Below are 22,646 nucleotides of genomic sequence, written 5' to 3'. Positions count from 1 at the left end.
CAGTAGCTCAGTTGGTTAGAGTGCCGGCCTGTCACGCCGGAGGTCGAGGGTTCGAGCCCCTTCTGAGTCGCCAAAGAAAAAGTCTTAGTGTTACTAAGACTTTTTTTGCTATTTATAATAGTTTAAAGTTTATTCAAAAAAATAGAGCCTTGAATTTCAAGACTCTAACTTTTATTTGGTTTTATTAAGTTAAGTTTAACTCTTATATCTTCTCCATAAAATTTACATAATTTAAAGTTTCCAATTAACCTTGAACTAATTCTTTCAGTATAACTCTTCGCTAAATCAATAAGAGAAAGATTAGTTGAAATAAGCATCTTCTTATTTCTTAATAGTTTAGCATTTAAAAGATTAAATAATTCAGTTATGGTAAACTCAGTTATCTGTTCTGCACCTAAATCATCTATAATAAGCAAATCACAATTGATCAGAAGATCTTCTAAGTCACGATTGTTATCAAATTTGATTTCTCTGAAATTCTTAATAAGTTCATCAGAAGTTCTATAGAGAACTAAATAACCACTGTCTAATAAATCTTTAGCTATAGAATCAGATAAAAAAGTTTTTCCTGTACCAGGACCACCAAAGAATAATAAGTTTTCATTATGGTTTTTAAAATTTGGAATATACTCTTTTAAAATATATTGATAAATAGTTTCTATATTCTTTCTAGGAGAGTATTTCTCCATATCTGTTTTATGAGATGAATATAATGATATATCCCAATTATCAAAATTATTCTTTTTTACAGCTTCAGCTAATTGAGAGTTTTTATAATACACTTGAACTAACTTCGCATTATAACATGAACATGGATTTACGCCTACGTAACCTGTATCTTTACAAATATTACAGTGATAATGAATATTTAAGTAGTCTTGCGGATATCCTTTAGAAACTAATAATTCGTATTTCCTTGCCCTTAGATCCATAATTTTATTTTTAATTTCCAAAACTAAAGTTTCAGAATTATTACCAGCTTTCAATATGCTTCTTGATAAGTGCAAAGATTGTTTTCCTATTTCCTGATCTAATTCAGTTATTTCAGGATAAAGTCGTTCTATTTCTTGTTTTCTAGCTTTTAACGCTTTTGTTTCATTTTCTCTTATTTGTTCATAAAGACTTAAAACTTCAGCTTTATAACCTTTAATCATCATTATCCCATCCTAATAATTTTTTTTCTAAAGAATCATAATCATAATTTCTTCCCTCGAAGTTATCGAATCTAAGCTTAGATTTTTCTTTTTCTTTAGGTTGATATGTGTTTTTTGTATTTTTAGATCTATAAGCAGCCTCTTTCTCGGCAATAGAGTCAAGGGTCTTTAAGTTGTCTGCATGCCATTTAGATAATATTCCATCAATATATTTGAAATCTGCACGATTTAATCTCTCAAAGCATATATTACATGCTTTATATATTATGTCTAGTGAGAAATTGTATTTAGAAATCCACTTATCTAAAAGTTCCTCTTGAGGTTTCATAATTTCAGAGTTTTTAATTCCAAGATAAGAAAGTATATTTTTTATTTTCACCCACTTATCTTCAGATTTTTTAATATAGTTTTGAGCATCTTCTATAGTCTTTATATTATTATCATTCCATGCTAAGGCAACTTTTTCTATGTAGCGGGCGTCTCTTTTTCCTTTTGAAACGCAATATTCAATTAATAATAATATTAACTCTGAAGTAAAACCAAAATCTTTTTGCCAACTTAAATAAGAAGTCATTTCTTTAGGGGATAAGGGTCTTGCAATAAGTTTTTCGATATCTTTTAACATATCCTTAGTAGAATCAGTATTTAGTGCATCTAGAAGACTTATACTATTAGAAGTTTCTTCATTTTCTTCTGCAAAACTAGTAAATTCTAAATTGAAGTTATTCATTTTATCTATTGGTATAAGCTTTAGTAGACCTTCTTCCTGCCAATAATATAAGGCATTCATCACATCAGATTCTAAAAGGTTAAGCTTTGTAGCAATAATTGAGGAACTAACACCTAATTCTCCAGACAGAATATATTTAAGCATTAAAATATATACCTTAACAAACTCTCCGCGTGCTTTAGGCATATATTTTTCAATAAATATATTATTTACTGGAGTGAAAGAAACAGGTGAGTTTTTTAACATAAATGTACTCATAGGCTATCTACCTTTCACTAAAATTTATATACTTAGATAATCTAGTATATAAAATATAATTATTTCTAAGTGTAAGGATATTATAACAAACAGAGATGCTTAATACAATTTTCAATTTATTATACTAAGGTAACAATAAAATAATAGGTGGTATAGTATTTTAAATTTTGGGAACAGTAATATTTGTGTTTAAAAAAATAAAGTTTTAAAGAGGATTAACAATGAAGTGTAGCCTGAGAAAGTTATCAAGAAAAGTTAATATAGAGACATTCTGTAAAAAAATAATTAATGATAAAAAGATAATAGTTCTAACGGCATTATGTTTGTTGCTTATTACATATTCAAATAGAATATATGATGAAAGAAGATATTATGAAGTTTATATAAATGATAGATTTATTACTTATACAAATAATAAAAAAGAAATAAAAAAAGAATATAAGGAAGTATTGAGCTATTTAAAGAGTAAATATGAAGAAGCAGATATAGATAAGACCACCTTGGTTTTTAAAAACATTTGGAATAAAGAGTTTGAATTATCAAAGGATATTGAAGTTAAGGAAAATATACTCAAAAGTTTACAGGGAAGTGTAAAAGCAAAAAAATTAATTTTAGGGGATAGAACTATAGGATATGTTTCATCTGATAAGGAAAAAAATCAAGTATTTGAGGCGCTTGCTAGTGCATATATAAAAGATAATGGGATTTCTAAAGATGAAATAAAGAAAGTTGACGTTTCAGGAAATATAAAATTAGAAGATGAAACAATAAATATATCAAAAATTGAGCCAATAGAGATTATTGCAAGTAATATATACAATGAAAATAGAAAATCAAGTAATCCGTTAATAAAAATAGATATAGTTGTAAAAAATACTGTTAAGGAAGAAATACCGCCATCAACTAAAATTGTTTCAACTAAAGATTTATATTGGGGAGAAAGCAATACAATCCAAGGTAAGGCTGGGACAAAAGAAGTTTTAAGAGATTTAACCTACGAAAATGGTACGGTTATAAGTGAGCAGAGAATTTCTGAAAAAGTAATAACAAAAGCAACAGATATTATAATATATAAAGGAGCTAAAGACCCTATTTCTAGTGGCGTAGCATTTTTAGATCCTCCATCAAGAGGAGGTATAACTTCAAGTTATGGAGCTAGGTGGGGTTCTAAACATCACGGAATAGATATAGCCGGAAATACAGGTGATCCCATTGAAGCTGCATTTGATGGAACTGTAGCTGATACTGGATATAACAGTATATACGGAAATATGATAGTGATAGACCATGGGAAAGGTGTAGAAACAGTTTACGGACACTGTAGTAAAATTCTTGTGAGCGCTGGAGAAAAGATAAAAAAGGGTGAACTTATAGGAAGGATAGGAACAACAGGAAGAAGCACTGGTCCACACTTACATTTTGAATTAAGAGTAAATGGTGAGGCTATAAATCCAATTAAATACGTTAAATAGAAAAAAGAGAGCTTTTTTAAATTGTAAATGTAAAGCTCTCTTTTTCTTAAGTAAATTTATTAGAATAGTTTTGATAAATTTACATAACCTTCACCATATAAGTTTTTATCATAATCGATAGATTCACAGGATAATTTTAATATTGAAACTAAATCCTTAAAGCCTAAGCTTGGGTTATTCTCAAAAATAAGTGCGCACAAACCAGTTATATAGGCGCAAGAGCATGAAGTACCACTAAATGTTTCATAAGATTTATTTAATTTAGGTGCATATATCTTAACACCATTTCTTTCTGGAATATAATATTTATGAGTATTTAAAGAAACTATATTTTTAGCGGCAGCAGACAAATCTGGTTTTTGAATGTTCCCTGAAAAACCACAGGAGGAATACTCATATGGCTTAGGCTCATTAGTAGTATCTAAACCCCCTACAGTTATACAATTTTTTAACATAGCTATTCCTGTAATTGATAAGGAGTCATTTTTCATACTACCAGAAGGAACTATAGGAATAATATTGTTATTAATTAGCAGCTTAAAAGCATCAGAGAAAAGATCAAGAATATAAGCACTATTTCCTAAGTATTCGAACGGTAAACAAAGTAGTTTAGTTTTTGTTATTTCATTCGTAGATATAATAGAATTTATAGATAAAAATATGTTTGAGATATAGCCTTTACCAGTTAAATCGAAAGCTTTATAGGAATAAATAGAAGATTCAGGGGCAATTCCTCTAAAAGAACTTCTAGAGCAATGACCACTTCCGGAAATTATTCCGGCGACCATTGTCCCATGACCATTATCATCATAAGGATAACTATATTTATTAATAAAATCATAAAAACCAGCAATTCTATTTGAAGGAATAACTAAATCTTCATGAGGGTATACACCAGAATCTATTATTCCTATGGAGATCCCCTTACCTGTTAACATATACTTAGTGCTTGAAGGTACTCTATTAGCACTTATAGTGGAAAGTCCTCCGCATAAATGGCAGAATTCATCAAGAAAAATAACTTCAATTTGTGGAAACTCAGATAATCTTTCTAAGGCTCTCTTATTTACCTCTGCAAAAATTAAGTTTAATTCAGGGAAGGATCCAATATGTGTACCATTATAAGATACAACTTTCCGTTCAATATCCTTAAGGAAGCTTTTACACTTTATAATTACTCTGAATTTTTTATATAAATTAAGTGAAATTATTTTCTTGAGAGAAAAATCTAATTTGGTTTTTGAGGAAAGCATAGTTAACTCCTAAAAATTAATTCTCTATATTATATATATATGATATTAATTTAGACACTATAATAAATAATGAGCTAGAATTTAACTACTTGACCTATTTTCGCAATAGCTACTTTTTCATCTTCAATAGAAGTTAATGAAGTAAAAGTTTCATTAAAGTCTTCAAGAGATAAAATAAAGGTCTTATAATGAATTGGAAGCATGATTGGACAATCCATCATTTCAAACATCTTGTAACTTTCTAAGGGGGAACAATGCATCGCTAAAAACTTATCTGGTTTATAACATCCTACGGGCATTAGAGCAATATCACAACTGATACCTTTAAAGTTCTCTGTATATGCAGTATCACCAGCAAAAAAAACACTTTTATATTTTCCCCTAATTAAAAATGAATGACTTTCAGTTGGTTTTCCTAAATAATATCTTCTTCCGTCATGTTTTGCTTCTATGGACTTAACCTTTATTATGCCATCATCATAGACCTTACCGTGATTTAATATAAAAACATTTTTAAAGCCCAAAAGGTTTAGGAATCTCTTATATCCCTTTGGGGCTATAACTTTAGCATCTTTGTTAATTTGCATTAATGAAGAGAAATGTATGTGGTCAGAATGACCATGGGATAAAAGAATATAATCAAATTTTAGAGTTCTTAAGTTCATTGGAATCTTAACTTGCCTTTTAAAATATCCCAAATTATTAGTAATAACAGGGTCTGTAAGTATTAACTTTCCCTCAAGATTTATTATTGTCGTAGCATGGCCATACCAGTAAACAGAATTGTTCTCAATTGGGTCATTAAACTCTACACCTGCGGGTTTACCGTAAGTTTTTATGTTATTTATTGTTAGTGTAGTTAAGAACTTAATATTTGATAATACCTTCATTTCGTACTTTTAGAACCTCCATTTAAAAACTATTATTCCAATAATCATTAAAACAACGCCAATGATCTCATTTATACCAAAGGTTATTTTTGTTGAATCAAAAACTCCAAAAGCATCAATAAGACCTGCAGCTGTAAGTTGAGCTACTAGAATAATTCCTATAGCATAGGTAGCTCCAAGATCTTTTATACCATACATTACAGTGAAAATAATAATTACTCCTAGAACTCCGCCAAGTAGATATAACTTTTTAGCACTTAACAATTGTTTGAAATCACCTTTGCCGAAAAACCAAGTAATTATAAGTGTAACAATAAAGGCAGATCCTTGAACAAAAGCATTTGTTTCCCAAGTACCAACTTTTTCACTTAACCTTGTATTAAATACTCCTTGTAATGACATTGCAAGACCAGCAATTATAGAAAAAATTATTCCCATATGATTTATCACCTCAAGAGTATTATTCCACAAAAAATCTCTAAATATAAAAGGCTAAGGAAAACTTTTTATATTCCTTAGCCTTCAATCGTCTATTAAGTTATATGTATATTCTATCTTGATAGGCTGTAAATATCTGAAAAAAACATATCTTCTATAATCTTTTCCGAATAGCCTAAACTTATGCCGATGCTTACAAAATCCTCAATGAGTGTTTTATAATGATCTTGTGAGGGAGAAATTATTAAGTCGTTAAGATCTATAAGAATATTTAAAAACTGATCACTTAAGCAATAGTCATTAGGTCTAATTTCTATATCTTCTAAGTCGGAATATTTTTTATCTAAACCGATGTTTAATATACAACTTAAACATTTAATGTATTTAACCATAACATTTTCTCTTGATATAAGTTCTTCTTGAGAATCTTTCCAAAACTTAAAGCATTTAGTTTCATTTGCTAATTCGCTGATTTTTGTATGAAGAGCTAAGAATCTTCTAGCTGTTAATTGATAATCACTAAGCTTTTCATTTATTATTAACTTATTGTTTGCTTCTTCTTGTGCATTAAAAAACTTTTGTAAATTCATAATATTTACTCCCCCGTTTCAACTTAGCAAAACCTGCTTTCTATATTGTACATAATCTTTTCAATATTGAAAAGAAGGGGAAAACGAATACACGGAATTTTCAGAAAAATTTTTTTCAAATTTATCAAAACTTATATTAATAAGTCTTCAACTTATAAGATTTTATAACCATTTCTTTTTTATTATTTACTGGCTTCCATAATTCGATTCTATCAATTTTAGCCATATCGTAGAATCCTTGAGTCTTTGCAGTACTACAAGCTAATTCATACTCATTCTTTTTCCATTCTCTTTGAGCGAAGTTTGAATTTGCTAATGATACGTGAAGATCCCAATATTCAATATTATCTCTAACATTAAAACCATGGAGTTTTAGTGTATCATTTATGTTTCTAGATAATCTACTTATATATCCTTTTTTCTCCACCTTAAGATTAACAGACTTATGAGGTTCATTAAAACAAATTATATCCTTAAGTTCTACCTTAAATCTCTTATATGGATTTATAATTTTTGTTAAAACTGCATCTAACTTTTCAATATTTGGGTCTTCAATAATTTCCAAAGTTATATGAAGCGTAGGAAGATTTTTGTATAACCTATGCTTTTTAGAAATACTCTTTTGGATAGGTTCAATTTGTTTATATGACTCATCATCAAATAATGCTACTAGATAATACCTCATTCTATACCCTCACTCATTGTAAATAATTTCATCATTTCTATAGATTATATCACATTTTTACAAAGTAAAACTAGTATAAAAAAATTTCTTAAGAACAATACTATTTTTGAGTGAAAGGAGGGATTAACTAATGGATCATAATGAAAGCATTGGATGTACAGTAGAAGAATGTAAATATCATTGTAAAGACGATGATTATTGCACTTTAAATCAAATACAAGTAGTAAAACATGAAATGAAGGCTACTACAACAGAATGTACTGATTGTGGAAGCTTTGAAGCTAATTATTAATAATTAAAATCGAACCTAGCGGTTCGATTTTTTTACTTTTTAGAATAGTTATGAAAACTCATTAATAAAATAAATTTGTTTTTAATAATATTAATTAAATATCCTCCGTAAAAATTAAATATTGCTAAAATGTTCTTAAACCCAACAAATTACTAAAAAAAACCACTAAAAAATTATTTAAATATTCTCTGTTTATGTTATAATGAAAACTAATGGATATATTTAAATAAGCACTAAATAATTAATAATTACTTAAATATATGAAATTGATGGAAAAAATGGATAATTATTTTGAATTTGGGAACTTTAAAATTATATTATAAATAATTTAGTAAGGGTGAATATAAATGGAAAGATTAGTTATAGAGGGAGGCATTTCCTTAAGAGGAGAAGTTGAGATTAATGGTGCCAAAAATGCTGCGGTTGCCATTCTACCAGCTGCCATTTTAGCTAGTGAAAATAAATGTTTAATCGATAATATACCTGACATAGAGGACGTACATTGTTTAGAAAGAATACTTAAGGGATTAGGTTGTTCTGTAAATAAAATTGATAGAAATACATTAGAAATAGATGCAACAACAATTGCAAGCGTAGATGCATGCACAGAAGATGTGAGAAGAATGAGAGCTTCTTACTATTTTATTGGTGCACTTTTAGCAAGATTTAAAGAAGCAAAAGTTGACCTTCCAGGGGGATGCCCTATAGGAGTAAGACCTATTGACCAACATATAAAAGGATTTGAAGCATTAGGTGCTGACGTAACTATAGAACATGGAGCAGTTAGAGTAAAAGCGGAAAATTTAAAAGGAGCCAACATATTTTTTGATGTTGTAAGTGTTGGAGCTACTATTAATGTTATGATAGCAGCAACATTAGCAGAGGGAACTACTGTGCTTGAAAATGTTGCTAAGGAACCACATGTTGTTGATGTGGCGAATTTCCTGAATTCCATGGGAGCAGATGTTAAGGGTGCGGGAACAGATGTTATAAGAATTAAGGGGGTAGACTCACTTAAGGGATGTAACTATAGTGTTATACCGGACCAAATTGAAGCTGGTACATTTATGATTGCAGCTGTTGCTACAGAAGGAGATGTATTGGTAAAGAATGTTATTCCTAAGCACTTAGAGTCTATTTCAGCAAAACTTATTGAGATGGGTGCTAAGGTAGAAGAGGGTGACGATTCAGTAAGAGTTTATGTAGAGGGACCGTTAAAAGGTGTAAATATAAAAACTGCACCATACCCAGGATTCCCAACAGATGTTCAGCAACCAATGTCAACTTTATTAAGTTCAGTAGCTGGAAGAAGTATCATTACAGAATCTATATGGGAAAGCAGACATAAGCATATAGATGAGCTTAAGAAAATGGGAGCAAATATAAAGGTTGAAGGAAGAACTGCAATTATAGATGGAGTTAAGAAATTAACAGGAGCTATAACTAAAGCAACAGACCTTAGAGCTGGAGCAGCTATGGTTATTGCAGGATTAATAGCAGAGGGAAAAACAGAAATATTAAGTATAGAACATATAGATAGAGGGTATCCTCATATTGAAGAAAAATTTAAAGCACTAGGAGCCCAAATAACAAGAATAGAAACTGAATAAAATTGGGGGAACAAGAGATGATTTTTTGTTCACTGTATAGTGGGAGCAGCGGAAACTCAATTTTCGTTGGTTCAGAAAATGCAAAAATCTTGGTAGATGCAGGTCTTCCAGGAAAAAAGATAGATGAAGCTCTTGAATCCATAGGGCAAAGTCCAAAAGAATTAGATGGGATATTTATAACCCATGAGCACACAGATCATATTAAAGGGGTTGGAGTAATATCTAGAAAATATGATATTCCAATCTACGCAAATGATTCTACTTGGTGTGCAATGGAGTCTGGTTTAGGAAAAATAAAAGAACATAATATAAGAGTGATGGACAAGCGAACTACTGTAGAAATAAAGGATATTAGTGTTAAGTCATTTAATATTCCACATGATGCAGCAGGACCAGTTGGATATACCTTCTTTTCTAAAGGAAAGCAAGCTAGTGTGGCAACTGACTTTGGAACATTTACAGAGGAAATAAGGGATAATATAAGAGATTCTGAGGTAATACTACTAGAAAGCAATCATGATATTGAGATGTTAAAGTATGGACCATATCCCTATGTTCTAAAAAGAAGAATTTTAAGTGAAATAGGCCATTTATCAAATGAAGATTGTGGCAAAGCGATAGTAGATTTATTTTCTAATGGAAAACTCAAGAATTTATTTTTAGGTCACTTAAGTAATACAAATAATCACCCTGATTTAGCATATCAAACAGTAATTAATGTGCTTAATGAAAACAACATTAAGGTAAATGTAGATCTTGGAGTTGCAATTGCTGAAAGACATAGACCTAGTAATTATATAGAATTCTAAAAGGAGAGAAAACTATATGGATAATAAAATATTAGCTTGTGAGGAACATATAGATGAAGCTTTAGACGAATTCATTGTAGAGAAAGAAACATTTCCAATCTTGGAGAAAGTTCAAGAAGGAATATGTAGTTTTTGTAAAAAAGATGCTAGCTATTCTTTGGAAAAACAGGGATAACTTGCTATTACATATAAGCTTTAGTATAATTTTTCATAGGATTTTGATCGGAGCAGTTGATTAAGTTTATAAAAGTCCTATAATAAACATAATTAAGGAAGAGGAGAAGATAAAATGAGTCTTTACAAACAATGGACCGATATGGTTGTGGAATACGTTAAAACAAGAGGAGAAGAAGCTTTTTGGGAAGAATATAGCGATATAGAAACTAGAATATACAGAAAGTTACTAGCTAATCATAATGAAGTAGCCAAACTAAGTATAGAAGCTTTAGCTAAAGAATTTAATGCATCTAATGAGTTTGTAATGGGATTTGTAGATGGTATTAATGATAGTTTAAAGACTCCATTTGATTTAGAAAAAATTACTGCAGAAGAAGAATTAAATTTTGACATAGATTTTGAAAACTTATACTTTAATATGTTAGATGCTAAGGCTGAATATTTGTATGAGTTACCACAATGGGATGGAATTTTCTCTGTTGAAAAGAGAGAAGAAATAGCTAGAAAATACAAAGATTCTAAAACAGTAAGAAATGAAAATAAAATAGGAAGAAATGATCCTTGCCCATGCGGAAGCGGAAAGAAATATAAGAAATGCTGTGGAGCAGGAAAATAACATAAAGGTAATTATAAATAAGGAATCCTTAAAGGGATTTCTTATTTTTTTTGGATTTATTTTGGTGTTATAATAATATCATTAGGAGGGTGATAGTTATGGATAGTAATATAAGCTATGTTAAAGAGAAAAAAATTGAGAGAGTAATTGATGCATTAAATAAAAACAATATTAATGGGTACCTTGTAAATTCTAAGGAAGAGTTAATTGATAAAATCAAGGAAATTGTTAAAGAAGGTTCAAAAGTAGCTTGTGGTGGGTCAATGACACTTTTTGAAACTGGAATAATAGAACACTTAAGAAGTGGTAGATATGATTTTTTAGATAGATATAAGGAAGGCTTAACAGGAGAAGAAATAAAAAATATATTTAGACAATCATTTTTTAGTGATGCATATTTTGCTAGCTCCAATGCAATAACTGAAAGTGGTGAAATATATAATGTTGACGGAAATGGTAATAGGGTAGCTGCGATGTTATATGGACCAGATAAGGTAATAATAGTAGCAGGAATTAATAAAATAGTTAAGGACTTAGATGAGGCAATAAAGAGAAACAGAACAGTTTCAGCTCCAGCAAATGCTAAAAGGCTTAATAAGGCTACACCTTGCGCAAGAGTTGGTTATTGCATGGATTGTAAATCTCCAGATAGACTCTGTAGAGAATATACAGTGATAAAAAGCCAAGGGAATAAGGATAGAATTCACGTAATTTTCCTAAATGAAGAGCTTGGATATTAGGATAGAATTCAAGATATATATTTTAGGATTTCTAAAAAAGGTTTGACAAAAAAACCAAAAGGTGTATATAATACTTATAAATTAAATAATAATTTTATAATCTTATCACGAGAGGTGGAGGGACTGGCCCTATGAAGCCCAGCAACCAGCGTAGGTTCCATTTAACTTATGTATTGGTGCTAATTCCTGCAGTTTTAATTAACTGGTAGATGAGAATAGATTTCTGTTGCTGTTTATCACAATGTCAGGGTTTATTCTCTGGCATTTTTTATTTTCCAAAAATATTAAGGGGGCATTATATATGTGTGGAGAGTGTGAAAAAAACGTATTAAGATTTGAAACGACAGCAGTACATGGAGATAAAGGCTTTGATCCATTAACAGGGTCAATAAGTTTTCCAATTTATCAAACAGCTACATTTAAACATGGGGGTTTAAATGAGAGTACTGGATATGATTATTCTAGACTTCAGAATCCAACGAGAGAAGAAGTAGAGAGTACGGTTGCTAAGTTAGAAGGAGCTAAATGGGGCATTGGTTTTTCTACAGGGGTAGCAGCCATAACCGCTATAATTAATTTGTTTAAGGCAGGAGATCATATTATAGTTTCAGATGATTTATATGGAGGTACTTTTAGGCTATTTAGAGATATTTATGAACCATTTGGAATTCAACATACATTTGTTGATACTACAGATCTAAAGGATGTAATAAATAATATAAAAGAAAATACTAAAGCAATTTTTGTTGAAACTCCATCAAATCCTATGATGAAGGTTGCTGATATAAAAGCAATAGTTGAAATAGCAAAAGAAAAGGGACTTAAGGTAATAGTAGATAATACGTTTTTAACGCCATATTTCCAAAAACCATTAAACTTAGGAGCTGATATTGTAGTCCATAGTGGAACTAAATTTTTGGGAGGACACAATGATACACTAGCAGGCTTCATAGCTACTAATGATGAGGAAATAGATGAAAAACTAAGATTTTATCATAAATCTACTGGGGCAACATTATCACCATTTGATTCATGGCTTTTATTAAGAGGTATTAAGACTCTTCATATAAGAATGGAGAAAAGTCAGGAAAATGCTATAAAAATCGCAGAATTCTTAAAGAAGAATCCAAAGATAGAAGAGGTATTTTATGTGGGGCTCCCAGAATCTAAGGGATATGAAATATCTAAAAAGCAAGCTACAGGCTTTGGAGCAATGATTTCATTTAAAGTTAAAAGCGTTGAGGATGTAGCAAAGGTATTAAAGAAAGTAAAGGTTATAACTTTTGCAGAAAGCTTGGGGGGAGTAGAGAGTTTGATTACATATCCTCAAACTCAGACACATGCAGAGGTTCCAGATGAAATAAAAGAAAAACTTGGGGTAACAAAAACACTTCTTAGACTTTCAGTTGGAATTGAGAATGTTAATGATTTAATTGAAGATTTAGAATATGCGTTGGGGTGATATAAATGAGATTTGGAACAAAATTAATTCATAATGGCAACGAAATAGATGAAGAAACTGGGGCATTAAGTATACCAATATATCAAGCATCAACTTATCATCAAAGAGATATCGATAACTTTGGGAAATATGATTATTCAAGAAGTGGGAATCCTACAAGGGAAGCTTTAGAAAATACTATAGCACAGCTTGAAAATGGATATAAAGGGTTTGCCTTTTCATCAGGAATGGCAGCTACTTCGTCAGTTTTATCAATATTTTCTGCAGGAGATCACATAGTAATTTGTGAAGATGTTTATGGGGGAACTTATAGAATAACTACTAAAGTTTTAAGCAGATTCAATATAGAATTTACTTTTGTAGATGCTTCTAATGTAGATAATATAAGAAAGGCTATTAAAGAAAATACAAAAGCAATATTTTTAGAAACACCTTCAAATCCATTACTGAAGATAACTGATTTAAAGGGAGCTATCTCAATAGCAAAAGAAAAGGACATACTTGTTATAGTAGATAATACTTTTATGTCACCATATCTTCAAAAACCTTTAGACTTAGGAGCAGATATTGTGGTACATAGTGCAACTAAATTTATAGGCGGGCATAGTGATGTAGTTGGTGGTTTAGCAGTAGCAAAAAATAAGGAGTTAGCAGATAGAATATATGCAATTCAAAATTCTTTCGGGGCTATATTAGGACCACAGGATTGCTGGTTATTACTTAGGGGAATTAAAACCTTAAAGGTAAGATTAGATGTTCATCAAGAAACAGCTGGTAAACTAGCTAAGTGGTTAAAGGAAAAAGAACAAGTTGAAGAGGTTTATTATCCAGGAATAGAAGGACATCCAGGAAAAGAAATACACTTTTCTCAAGCATCAGGAGCAGGGGCAGTGCTTTCTTTTAAGTTTAAGACTTTAGAACAAACAAAATATTTCTTAAATAATATTGAAAATGCAGCTTTTGCAGTATCATTAGGAGGAGTAGAAACTATAGTTTCATATCCTGCTAAGATGTCTCATGCAGCAATTCCAAGAGAAGAGAGAGAAGCACTTGGAGTAAGCGATACATTAATTAGGGTATCAGTTGGACTTGAAGAATTTGAAGATTTAGTTGAAAGTTTTAGTAAAGCTATAATATAATCTAAGTTATGATAAAATACTAAAAACAGAGATTCAATAAAATTTGAGTCTCTGTTTTTAGGCTTATTATAGATCAAACATATGAAGGAGAATATATATGGAGCAAACAAATAATGCAGTATATAAGAGACGATGGACGATATTATTTACTACAGTGTTACTAACTTTTATGTCAACATTAGATAGTAGTATTGTAAATGTTGCATTGCCAGTTATGGCTAAGAAGTTATCAGTTAGTATGGCATCAATTGGATGGGTGGTATCAAGTTATTTAATAATTATTGTAGGAACTATTTTAATATTTGGAAGACTTGGAGACATCAAAGGTAAAACTAAGATGTTTAAAATAGGAATAGTAATCTTTACCGCTGGATCATTATTATGTGGTTTAGCTAATTCTTTAGTGATGCTTGTAATAGCGAGAGTTATTCAAGCAATAGGAGCAGCAGGAACAATGGCAACAAACCAAGGAATAATTACTCATGTATTCCCTGCGAGTGAAAGAGGAAGAGCACTTGGACTTAATGGAACCTTTGTAGCATTAGGCTCTATGGTTGGTCCTCCTTTAGGTGGATTTATAGTATCTGCATTTAGTTGGGAATATATATTTCTAATAAATGTTCCTATAGGAATAATAGCATTCATTATGGCAATGAATACTTTACCTAAGGCATCTGAAGTTGTTGATGAACCTTTAGACATTAAAGGAGCATTATTATTTGCGATTTCAATAATTTCATTATTTGGAGCATTAGTTCAAGGACAAGAAATTGGGTATGATAATAAGTTCATAATAGGTGGATTTATTATAGCAGTAGTAGCTTTCATTGTTTTCATATACGCAGAACGAAGAATATCTGTACCACTTTTACATATGGAACTCTTTAGTAATAAGTTGTTTTCATTAAGTGTGTTCTGTGCATTTATTTCTTTTGTAGCTATTGGCTCTTCTAATATAATACTTCCATTCTATTTACAGGATGTTATGAAGCTTACACCGTCATTTACAGGAATACTTATGATGGTATCGCCTATAATATTAGCTGTTGTAGCTCCGATGAGTGGATATTTATCAGATAAAATAGGGTCTGAAGTGCTAACATTTATAGGCTTAATATTAACAAGTATAGGGTTATTTTTAATTGGAACCTTAAATCAATATTCAGCTATAGCCTTATTAATAATGTTTATAGCTATCATGACCTTGGGAAATGGTATGTTCCAATCCCCTAATAATTCATTGGTTATGTCAACAGTGCCTAAGCATAAACTAGGAATCGCAGGAAGCATAAATGCACTAGTAAGAAATTTAGGTATGGTATTTGGAGTATCCTTATCAACAACACTTTTATATAACAGAATGAGTGCAAAGATAGGATATCATGTTACTAGTTACGTAAATGGGAGAGATGATGTATTTATATATGGAATGAGATGGGTTTATTATTCAGCAGCAACTATATGTGTTTTGGGTGCAATACTTACGGCATATAGACTTTATGGTGCAAAGAAGAGAAAAGCAAATGAATAAAACATTGAGTTGGATTTACATAATCCAACTCTTTTTCTATATAGGGTTGTTTTTCTAAAATAAAAGGAATATACTTATATTAGATACTTTTAAAAGTATCCGACAAAAGTTTAATTTATATTTAGGATGTGTGAGTGTGAATAAGTTATCAGGAAATCCAAAGATAATGAAAGAAGTTAATAGTGGGCTAATAAAACAAGTTTTAAAGGAAAAAACCACTGCAACACGAGCAGAAATTGTTAAATATACAGGTATAAGCACAACAACAGTAAGAACATTAATTGAAGAATTAATTATAGATAAAGAAATAGTTAGTGTAGGCTATGACGATTCAAGTGGTGGAAGAAGAGCTGAGAGATATGCTTTAAATTTAAGAAATAGGTTTTCGCTATCTTTTTATATGGATGATAGAAATATTAATTATGCAACGTATAATCAATTGGGAGATATTGTAGAGAAGAAATCCATTAAAGCAGAAGGTAAATCTATATACGAGTTTATAGAAGATATGTTTAAAGTATATAAAATTAAGGCAATAGGAATAGGGGTATCTGGAGTAGTTGATAAGGGAAACTTTTTTTCTGGGAGAAATCTTAACAATTGGAGTAAATCAAATGTTGGGGAATATCTTTCTCAAAAATATAACATACCAGTTATACTTGAAAATGACTTAAATGCTATAGCCTTAGGCTTTAGTATGAATTATATAAAAGAAATGAAGGAAGTAGATATTAATTCCCTAAATCTTGCATATATAAATTTCACAAAAATAGGAGTAGGAGCTGGAATAATAGCAAATGGAAAGCTTGTAAGAGGAGAAAATAATTTTGCAGGAGAATTAGGGTTTATACCAATAGGAACAGAAGGGCATCTAATAAAGGTATTAAATAACAATCCAGATGACAAAAGTTATGTAAGGATTATTGCTCAGGTTATAGCGACTGTAAATTGTATTATTAATCCTGCTTTTATTGTGGTAGGGGGAGATTCTCTTAGAAGAAATCTTATTGAAGATATAAAGGAAGAATGTAAAACCTATGTGCCCAATAATGTAATTCCTAAGATAATAATGTCAGAGGATAGTGGTGATGATTATTTAGATGGAATAGCTTATTTAACTAATGAAGCTATGAATAGTGGTATTAAGCTTATTAAAAATGAGATTAAATAATATTTATGGAGAAAGTTTATGATTAAGTGGATTATTTTTGATGTAGATGGAACTTTAATAGAAACTGCTTTATCGAATCTTTTAGGTTTGCAGGAGGTTATGAAAGATTTACATGGGAGAGAATACTCAAAAGAAGAGCTAAGATATTTAATGGGAATACCAGGAGATGAGGCATTAAGTAAACTTGGAGTAAAAGAAGAATTAATCAAAGACACTTGGAAACAGTGGAGTGATAATGTAAAGAAGTATGCAAAATTTAATTATATATTTGATGGAATAGAAGATGCGCTTAGCAAACTAAGCGAAAGATATTCCTTAGGAATAGTAACATCTAAAACTAAAGCTCAATTAGTAGAAGACTTTGGGGAAGCAGGCATACTAGAATATTTTAAGGTGTTTATATGTAAGGATGATACTGAAAAACACAAACCAAATCCAGATCCATTATTAAAGTTAATGGAAAAAGCAAAGATTCAAGGTGAAGAGGCAATATACCTTGGGGATGCCTTAGTGGATTATGAAGCAGCTAGTGCTGCGAGAATGTTGTTTGGTCACTGTAGATATGCAGAGAAAACAGATGATATTAAATGCAAACTTGTATTTAATAAACCAGAAGAAATAACTAATTATTTTCTAAGTTAGCTTATTGTAAGCGTATTAAGGCGTAATAGTATAGGGCTAGCGTAACTTAAGAGCTTTTAATAATAAGGGGCACTATATCAAGCTTTTGGTATAGCGCTCTTTTTATTTTAGGATATAATTATTATAGAACTCTATACAAAAGGAGAAGAAAATGAATATAACAATTATTACAGTTGGAAAATTAAAAGAAAAATATTTAAGAGATGCTATAGATGAATATGCAAAGAGATTGTCTAGGTATTGTAAGCTTGAGATAATAGAACTTCAGGATGAGAAAACTCCTGATAATGCTTCAGAGAAGGAAGAAGAAGCAATCAAGGAGAAGGAAGGGCAAGCAATATTAAATAAAGTTAAGGATAATATGTTTGTTATAGCAATGGACTTAGCAGGAAAGCAATTAAGTTCAGAAGAATTTGCAAATTATATAGAAAACCAAGGAGTAATGGGGAACTCAAACATTGCCTTTATAATAGGCGGAAGCTTAGGAATATCAAAGGCAGTTTTAAGTAGGTCAAATTATAAGTTGTGTTTCTCAAAGATGACTTTCCCTCATCAACTATTTAGAGTTATGTTGTTGGAGCAGATCTATAGAGGATTTAGGATAATGAAGGGTGAACCGTATCATAAATAACGGAAGTTTATAGCCTTAGGCATTGAGATGACTTGTCTAAGGCTATTTTTATAGGTGAAAATACTGTATCATAAGTAAGATTTGATTTACAAATTATGTTATAATAAGTTTAAAGTAAAAGATAAATTGGAATTTATAGTGATGATTATATGAAGACACATTATAGAATTACTTAAAAGATTTGGAGCGTTAGGATGGATTTAAAAGAATTTTATTTTCAAAATATACAAGAAGCAGAATATCATTATCGTTTTCATGATTCAATTAAGAATGTTAATAGGATATACAATATATTTAGTGGATATGAGGAAGTAGATGATTATGAATTTGAAGTGTATGATGCAGAGGAAGCGATAACAAAATTCAGGGAATTATGTCAGCCAGAGGTGAACTTTTCTAGTAGTGAAAATAAATGTTGGTTTTATCTTATAACGTATTATTTATATAAAATGGGATATGAGATAAAAGAATTTCCTAGAGTGTTAGCGAGACCGCCTGTAGACCCTAGTGACTTTACTTATGGAGAAATAAGAAACAGAATTATTGCCCAGGGAGATGATGATAATGGGACCGTTCGATATGCAGTTAGAAGAAAATTTGTTGCAAGTTTTACCTTCGAGTTGAAATCTAGCCATATTGATATAGATAATTTGATAAATCAAAAGTTTGTTGAGATATCAAATCGACAAGCATCTTTCAATAATATGAGCACAGATGAAAAACTTGCTGAGATAGCAAACTTGATAGAAAACCTATTAAAGAAGAATGGAAAGTTTATCACACCTGATTATTCTAAGATTTGTTTTGATTATATTTCTAACGATATAGTGACAAGCTATAGAAAGAAAATGCATTGCTTTAGGCATGCTACAGATGAAGCAATAGCAGAAAGAAATTCCTATTCGGAAGATCAAAAGAACTTCTTTGTTGATTACGGATTGACCATTGTTAAATTGATATATTCGTTATTGAAATAAAAATAGTCTGGGGAGAACAATTTATAATCTAATTTCATGAATTAAACAAATTCCAGATTTATAGGGGTGTTAAATATTAAAAAATTATTTGTGTTTATTTTTTATAAAAGTTTGATATAATATAAGTAAGAAATGCAGAAAATAAAAAAGTAGAGTGCGCTAACACTCTACTAAATATACAATTCTAGTTGCTTAGGCAACTGGTATCACTATATTTTATAGAAATAAAAAATAGTAGCATCCAATTGCGAGTCGGGGCTACTATTTTTTTGACATTTTATCAATAAGTAACACTATAAATGTTAGTAGTGCTAGTAAAAATAATCCTGTCTGAAATAGTAACATTAAAGTATTGTTACTCACATGTATCACCTCCTTTCACAAGAAAGGTGAGTGATACCAGTAGCCCACATTCAACTAATTGTACTTTAGGATTATACCATAATTATGTAGAACGTAAACACAAGAATAAAATGGAAAAACCTCACTTGCTACTGATACGGTGAAACGTACCATAAGTAAATGCGATTATTTGTGTGTTTCCACATACAGCTCTCATTGAGAATGTTGTCTTGATTTCACAGCATTTCTAAGAATATAGTAAAGCGGCAAGGTTGGTTATAAAATTGACTTTGCCACTTTTTTCGTTGCATGGAAACATCCCGACTGGTAGGAAGTTTTGCTGATTTGGAGTTCAGTAGTAATCGGAAATATATCAACAGTAAAGTTTGTGCATTTTAGTAGCTCGCAGGAATATGGTCATCATTTTTTAGAATAGGTTGTTATCCCATTTTTATATAGGTTATCTACTAACTTGCACAATTCTTCTGACGATAAATCCTTTTCTTGTCTTATCCAAAGGCGAAATAAGGAAAGGGATGTTGATATGTAAAACTCAATCAAGTATGGCGTTAAGGAATTATATTCTGGAAAGTTTAATCCCAATCCATCAAAGGGAATTTCTTTTTTCAAGCGTTCTAAGAAACGAATACTTCCATAATCGCTCAAAAGGGCTTTGAGAGCTAAGATATGCTCGCTATTTTCCAAACAATGAAACGCATTTTCGATAGGATGCGTAGATGCTTTCTCATTCGTTAATTCTCTTTTCATGTAGTTCAATAAATCATTTTCAACAAAGTCTAACAATTCGTAAATATCAGCAAAGTATTGATAAAATGTGCTACGGTTATACCCCGCCTTGTTGGTAATATCCTTAACCGAGATTTTTTCAATGGGCTTTTGACTATATAATTCACAAAAAACATCTATAAACGTTTGTCTAGTTTTTTCTGTAATTTCGGGTTGTTTTTTCATTTTATCCTCCTTAGTGGGCAAAAATATCATCCAACAAATAATAAAAAACTGATGGTTGATAAAGCCATAATAAAGATTTACAATCCTATTATACAACGCGTTGTCTTATAGTCAATAGAGGATATTATCAATAAGTAGGAGTGGTTTTTATGTCAGTAAAACAAAATAGAATTTTAATTTTTGGTGCAGGTGTTATAGGGAGCATATACGCAATGAAATTCATTGAAGCTGGGCTTGACGTTACTATGTTTGCACGTTCTAATAGATTTAAAACATTGAAAGAAAATGGGCTACAATATAATGAAAAAAGTACGGTTAAATCTATAAAAGTTAATGTCATTGATAAGCTTGAAAATGATGATGTATATGACTTTATTTTCGTTACAGTCCGTTACGATCAATCCGAATCAGCGTTGTTAGCACTGAAAGACAATCAAAGCAAAAATATAGTTACGATGACAAACAGTTCAATTGGGTTTTCGACCTGGCAAGATATTGTTGGAGATAGACTGTTACCAGGGTTTCCTAGTGTTGGCGGACAGATTAAAGATGGAATATTGTATGCTAGAATTCCACCAAAGGGTTTAATAGCTACTATGTTTGGAGAAATAAGTGGTTTAGAGACAGATCGTGTAAAAAATCTCGCAAAATTATTTAAAGCAGCAAAATTTCCCTATGCAATTAATAAGGATATGAAAGCGTATCTAATAACACATTCAGTATCGGACATTGCACTTTTGGGAGGTTTATATTTTGAAAATAGGATAAGTGATGAAAAAACAGCAAGAACCAGAAAGACGGCACACAAAATAACAATCACTTTAAAAGCATATTTAAGGGCAATACAAAAAGCTGGAGTATCTATTAATCCATCTGCATTTAAAATTGTGCTTAAATTTCCAAATTTGATTCTGGAATTTTTCTTTATGATGTGGCTACGAACTAAAATGGTGAAGGATATGATGCTACCGGATTATGCGAATAATGCAAATAACGAAGTTGTGAAACTTAATAACGATTTATTGAAGTTTTTAAGTCAAAAAGGTATCACACCATAAGAAAGAAAAAATGCAAAGAAAGACAGGAATAATAGATAACATACTTATTTTAAAATTATCAACAGGTTTCTTAAGATAAGAAATCAGGATGTCTTTTGTTGGCTTTACAACTACAAATGTTGATGTCCAATAAACAACAGCTAAATCATCGCTTGACCACATAGTAAATATATGGTACATTACAATTATAAGTGACCATGTGGTCAAGGAGGGGTAATATGTCTTTATATTTTAAAGAGTCAGGGAATAAGCAGGGGGAAATTATTATTTTTATTCATGGTGGAGGAATAAGTGGTTGGATGTGGGAAAAGCAATTAGAGCATTTCAAGGACTATTATTGCATTGTTCCTGATTTGCCAGAGCATGGTAAAACAATAAATAGTGGAGAAATATCTATAATAAATAGTGCTAAGCTAATTGTTGAGCTTGTTGAAAAAATTGCTAAAGGTAAAAAAGTAAATGTTGTTGGACATTCTTTGGGGGCAAAAATTGTTATAGAATTATTAAATAGTAGACCAGAAATTATTGATCATGCAGTTATTGCTAGTGCATTATGCAGGCCTATACCGTTTATGAAGCTTACACATAAACCTGTAATTTATAAACTTACAGTAGAAATGCTTAAAGTAAATTGGATATTGAATTTTCAAGTTAAACAATTTAAATTTCCTCCGGATATTAATTCAGATTATCTAAAAAAAGATTTTCAAGATATGACTCCTGAGACGCTGTTTAGAATTTATGATGAAATATATAAACATTTGAATATTCCTAGGGAATTAGAAAATATATATGTTCCTACCTTGGTGGTTGCAGGCGGAAAGGAACCCAAAGCAATGAAGCAATCTGTCACTGATATAATAAATATTCTTCCTAATGCTAAGGGTATAATTATAAAAAATGGATTACATACTTATCCTTGGGTTATGTTTGATAGTTTTAATGAGATTATAAGAGCCTGGTTAAACAATAGAAGTATTAAAAATGAGCAGTTTTTTGAATTATAA

General features: G+C 30.5%; 25 protein-coding genes and 1 riboswitch. Of the genes, 16 read left to right on the top strand and 9 right to left on the bottom strand.

The genetic code is table 11. From position 1 onward, the window contains the following. Positions 1 to 164 precede the first annotated feature (164 nt). Positions 165 to 1,154, bottom strand: a complete 990-nt coding sequence (locus L1S47_RS13785) for an ATP-binding protein (protein ID WP_238884110.1) — start codon at positions 1,152 to 1,154, stop codon at positions 165 to 167. Then, positions 1,147 to 2,142: a DnaD domain protein gene (locus tag L1S47_RS13780; RefSeq protein WP_202765907.1), complete on the bottom strand. Its 996-nt coding sequence runs from the start codon at positions 2,140 to 2,142 to the stop codon at positions 1,147 to 1,149. Before L1S47_RS13780 ends, L1S47_RS13785 begins: the two co-directional genes overlap by 8 nt. Positions 2,143 to 2,363: 221 nt before the next feature. Between L1S47_RS13780 and L1S47_RS13775 the strand changes: the two genes are divergently transcribed. Next, positions 2,364 to 3,614, top strand: a complete 1,251-nt coding sequence (locus L1S47_RS13775; protein ID WP_238884109.1) for a peptidoglycan DD-metalloendopeptidase family protein — start codon at positions 2,364 to 2,366, stop codon at positions 3,612 to 3,614. A gap of 59 nt (positions 3,615 to 3,673) precedes the next feature. On the opposite strand, the gene L1S47_RS13770 is transcribed toward L1S47_RS13775, so the two are convergent. The 5 genes from L1S47_RS13770 to L1S47_RS13750 form a co-directional block, all read right to left on the bottom strand. Further along, positions 3,674 to 4,867, bottom strand: coding sequence for a S8 family serine peptidase (locus L1S47_RS13770; RefSeq protein ID WP_238884108.1), 1,194 nt, complete (start codon positions 4,865 to 4,867; stop codon positions 3,674 to 3,676). 74 nt (positions 4,868 to 4,941) lie between these two features. After that, on the bottom strand, positions 4,942 to 5,757 hold the full coding sequence (locus L1S47_RS13765; protein WP_238884107.1) for an MBL fold metallo-hydrolase: 816 nt from the start codon (positions 5,755 to 5,757) through the stop codon (positions 4,942 to 4,944). A 9-nt stretch (positions 5,758 to 5,766) separates the two neighbouring features. Continuing rightward, positions 5,767 to 6,195, bottom strand: coding sequence for a DMT family transporter (locus L1S47_RS13760; protein ID WP_202765911.1), 429 nt, complete (start codon positions 6,193 to 6,195; stop codon positions 5,767 to 5,769). A gap of 113 nt (positions 6,196 to 6,308) precedes the next feature. Next, positions 6,309 to 6,785 (bottom strand): dUTP diphosphatase, encoded by a 477-nt coding sequence (locus tag L1S47_RS13755; RefSeq protein WP_238884106.1) that lies wholly within the window; start codon positions 6,783 to 6,785, stop codon positions 6,309 to 6,311. Positions 6,786 to 6,921: 136 nt separating this feature from the next. Next, a complete protein-coding gene (locus L1S47_RS13750; protein ID WP_238884105.1) occupies positions 6,922 to 7,470 on the bottom strand; it encodes a 2'-5' RNA ligase family protein in 549 nt (182 codons plus the stop codon). 130 nt (positions 7,471 to 7,600) lie between these two features. Between L1S47_RS13750 and L1S47_RS13745 the strand changes: the two genes are divergently transcribed. The 13 genes from L1S47_RS13745 to L1S47_RS13685 all read left to right on the top strand — a co-directional run bounded on the left by L1S47_RS13745 (position 7,601) and on the right by L1S47_RS13685 (position 19,267). Next, positions 7,601 to 7,762 (top strand): DUF1540 domain-containing protein, encoded by a 162-nt coding sequence (locus L1S47_RS13745; RefSeq protein ID WP_202765914.1) that lies wholly within the window; start codon positions 7,601 to 7,603, stop codon positions 7,760 to 7,762. A gap of 347 nt (positions 7,763 to 8,109) precedes the next feature. Beyond that, positions 8,110 to 9,372, top strand: a complete 1,263-nt coding sequence (locus tag L1S47_RS13740; protein ID WP_238884104.1) for a UDP-N-acetylglucosamine 1-carboxyvinyltransferase — start codon at positions 8,110 to 8,112, stop codon at positions 9,370 to 9,372. A gap of 17 nt (positions 9,373 to 9,389) precedes the next feature. Beyond that, the gene (locus L1S47_RS13735) at positions 9,390 to 10,181 is read left to right on the top strand and encodes an MBL fold metallo-hydrolase (protein ID WP_202765916.1); all 792 of its coding nucleotides are present in this window, start codon (positions 9,390 to 9,392) and stop codon (positions 10,179 to 10,181) included. Positions 10,182 to 10,197: 16 nt separating this feature from the next. Then, complete coding sequence (locus tag L1S47_RS13730) at positions 10,198 to 10,356, top strand: CxxH/CxxC protein (RefSeq protein WP_238884103.1); 159 nt, start codon at positions 10,198 to 10,200, stop codon at positions 10,354 to 10,356. A 114-nt stretch (positions 10,357 to 10,470) separates the two neighbouring features. After that, on the top strand, positions 10,471 to 10,974 hold the full coding sequence (locus L1S47_RS13725) for an SEC-C metal-binding domain-containing protein (RefSeq protein ID WP_238884102.1): 504 nt from the start codon (positions 10,471 to 10,473) through the stop codon (positions 10,972 to 10,974). Positions 10,975 to 11,072: 98 nt separating this feature from the next. Then, complete coding sequence (locus L1S47_RS13720; protein WP_238884101.1) at positions 11,073 to 11,714, top strand: lactate utilization protein; 642 nt, start codon at positions 11,073 to 11,075, stop codon at positions 11,712 to 11,714. A gap of 99 nt (positions 11,715 to 11,813) precedes the next feature. Beyond that, positions 11,814 to 11,930: riboswitch (SAM riboswitch) on the top strand. Between the two features lie 85 nt (positions 11,931 to 12,015). Then, the gene (locus tag L1S47_RS13715) at positions 12,016 to 13,176 is read left to right on the top strand and encodes a PLP-dependent aspartate aminotransferase family protein (RefSeq protein ID WP_238884100.1); all 1,161 of its coding nucleotides are present in this window, start codon (positions 12,016 to 12,018) and stop codon (positions 13,174 to 13,176) included. Between the two features lie 5 nt (positions 13,177 to 13,181). Beyond that, positions 13,182 to 14,315, top strand: coding sequence for a PLP-dependent aspartate aminotransferase family protein (locus L1S47_RS13710; protein WP_238884099.1), 1,134 nt, complete (start codon positions 13,182 to 13,184; stop codon positions 14,313 to 14,315). 97 nt (positions 14,316 to 14,412) lie between these two features. Then, positions 14,413 to 15,846 (top strand): MFS transporter, encoded by a 1,434-nt coding sequence (locus tag L1S47_RS13705; protein ID WP_238884098.1) that lies wholly within the window; start codon positions 14,413 to 14,415, stop codon positions 15,844 to 15,846. Between the two features lie 136 nt (positions 15,847 to 15,982). After that, positions 15,983 to 17,017, top strand: a complete 1,035-nt coding sequence (locus tag L1S47_RS13700) for an ROK family protein (RefSeq protein WP_238884097.1) — start codon at positions 15,983 to 15,985, stop codon at positions 17,015 to 17,017. A gap of 18 nt (positions 17,018 to 17,035) precedes the next feature. Then, positions 17,036 to 17,659, top strand: coding sequence for an HAD family hydrolase (locus L1S47_RS13695; protein WP_238884096.1), 624 nt, complete (start codon positions 17,036 to 17,038; stop codon positions 17,657 to 17,659). Positions 17,660 to 17,810: 151 nt separating this feature from the next. Next, a complete protein-coding gene (gene rlmH / locus L1S47_RS13690; RefSeq protein ID WP_238884095.1) occupies positions 17,811 to 18,290 on the top strand; it encodes a 23S rRNA (pseudouridine(1915)-N(3))-methyltransferase RlmH in 480 nt (159 codons plus the stop codon). A gap of 194 nt (positions 18,291 to 18,484) precedes the next feature. Then, the gene (locus L1S47_RS13685) at positions 18,485 to 19,267 is read left to right on the top strand and encodes a hypothetical protein (RefSeq protein ID WP_238884094.1); all 783 of its coding nucleotides are present in this window, start codon (positions 18,485 to 18,487) and stop codon (positions 19,265 to 19,267) included. Positions 19,268 to 19,528: 261 nt separating this feature from the next. Here L1S47_RS13685 and L1S47_RS13680 read toward each other — a convergent pair whose 3' ends face one another. Continuing rightward, on the bottom strand, positions 19,529 to 19,630 hold the full coding sequence (locus L1S47_RS13680) for a putative holin-like toxin (RefSeq protein ID WP_238884093.1): 102 nt from the start codon (positions 19,628 to 19,630) through the stop codon (positions 19,529 to 19,531). A gap of 399 nt (positions 19,631 to 20,029) precedes the next feature. Then, on the bottom strand, positions 20,030 to 20,581 hold the full coding sequence (locus L1S47_RS13675; RefSeq protein ID WP_238884092.1) for a TetR/AcrR family transcriptional regulator: 552 nt from the start codon (positions 20,579 to 20,581) through the stop codon (positions 20,030 to 20,032). Positions 20,582 to 20,730: 149 nt separating this feature from the next. Here L1S47_RS13675 and L1S47_RS13670 point away from each other — a divergent pair, with 149 nt between their 5' ends. Then, complete coding sequence (locus L1S47_RS13670) at positions 20,731 to 21,639, top strand: ketopantoate reductase family protein (protein ID WP_238884091.1); 909 nt, start codon at positions 20,731 to 20,733, stop codon at positions 21,637 to 21,639. Between the two features lie 218 nt (positions 21,640 to 21,857). Then, positions 21,858 to 22,646: an alpha/beta fold hydrolase gene (locus L1S47_RS13665; protein WP_238884090.1), complete on the top strand. Its 789-nt coding sequence runs from the start codon at positions 21,858 to 21,860 to the stop codon at positions 22,644 to 22,646.

The sequence above is a fragment of the Clostridium sp. YIM B02551 genome (genome assembly GCF_022324735.1).
Lineage (GTDB): Bacteria > Bacillota > Clostridia > Clostridiales > Clostridiaceae > Clostridium_T > Clostridium_T paridis.
The sequence above is the reverse complement of the archived record's forward strand: the minus strand, read 5'-3'. Positions and strand labels throughout refer to the sequence as shown.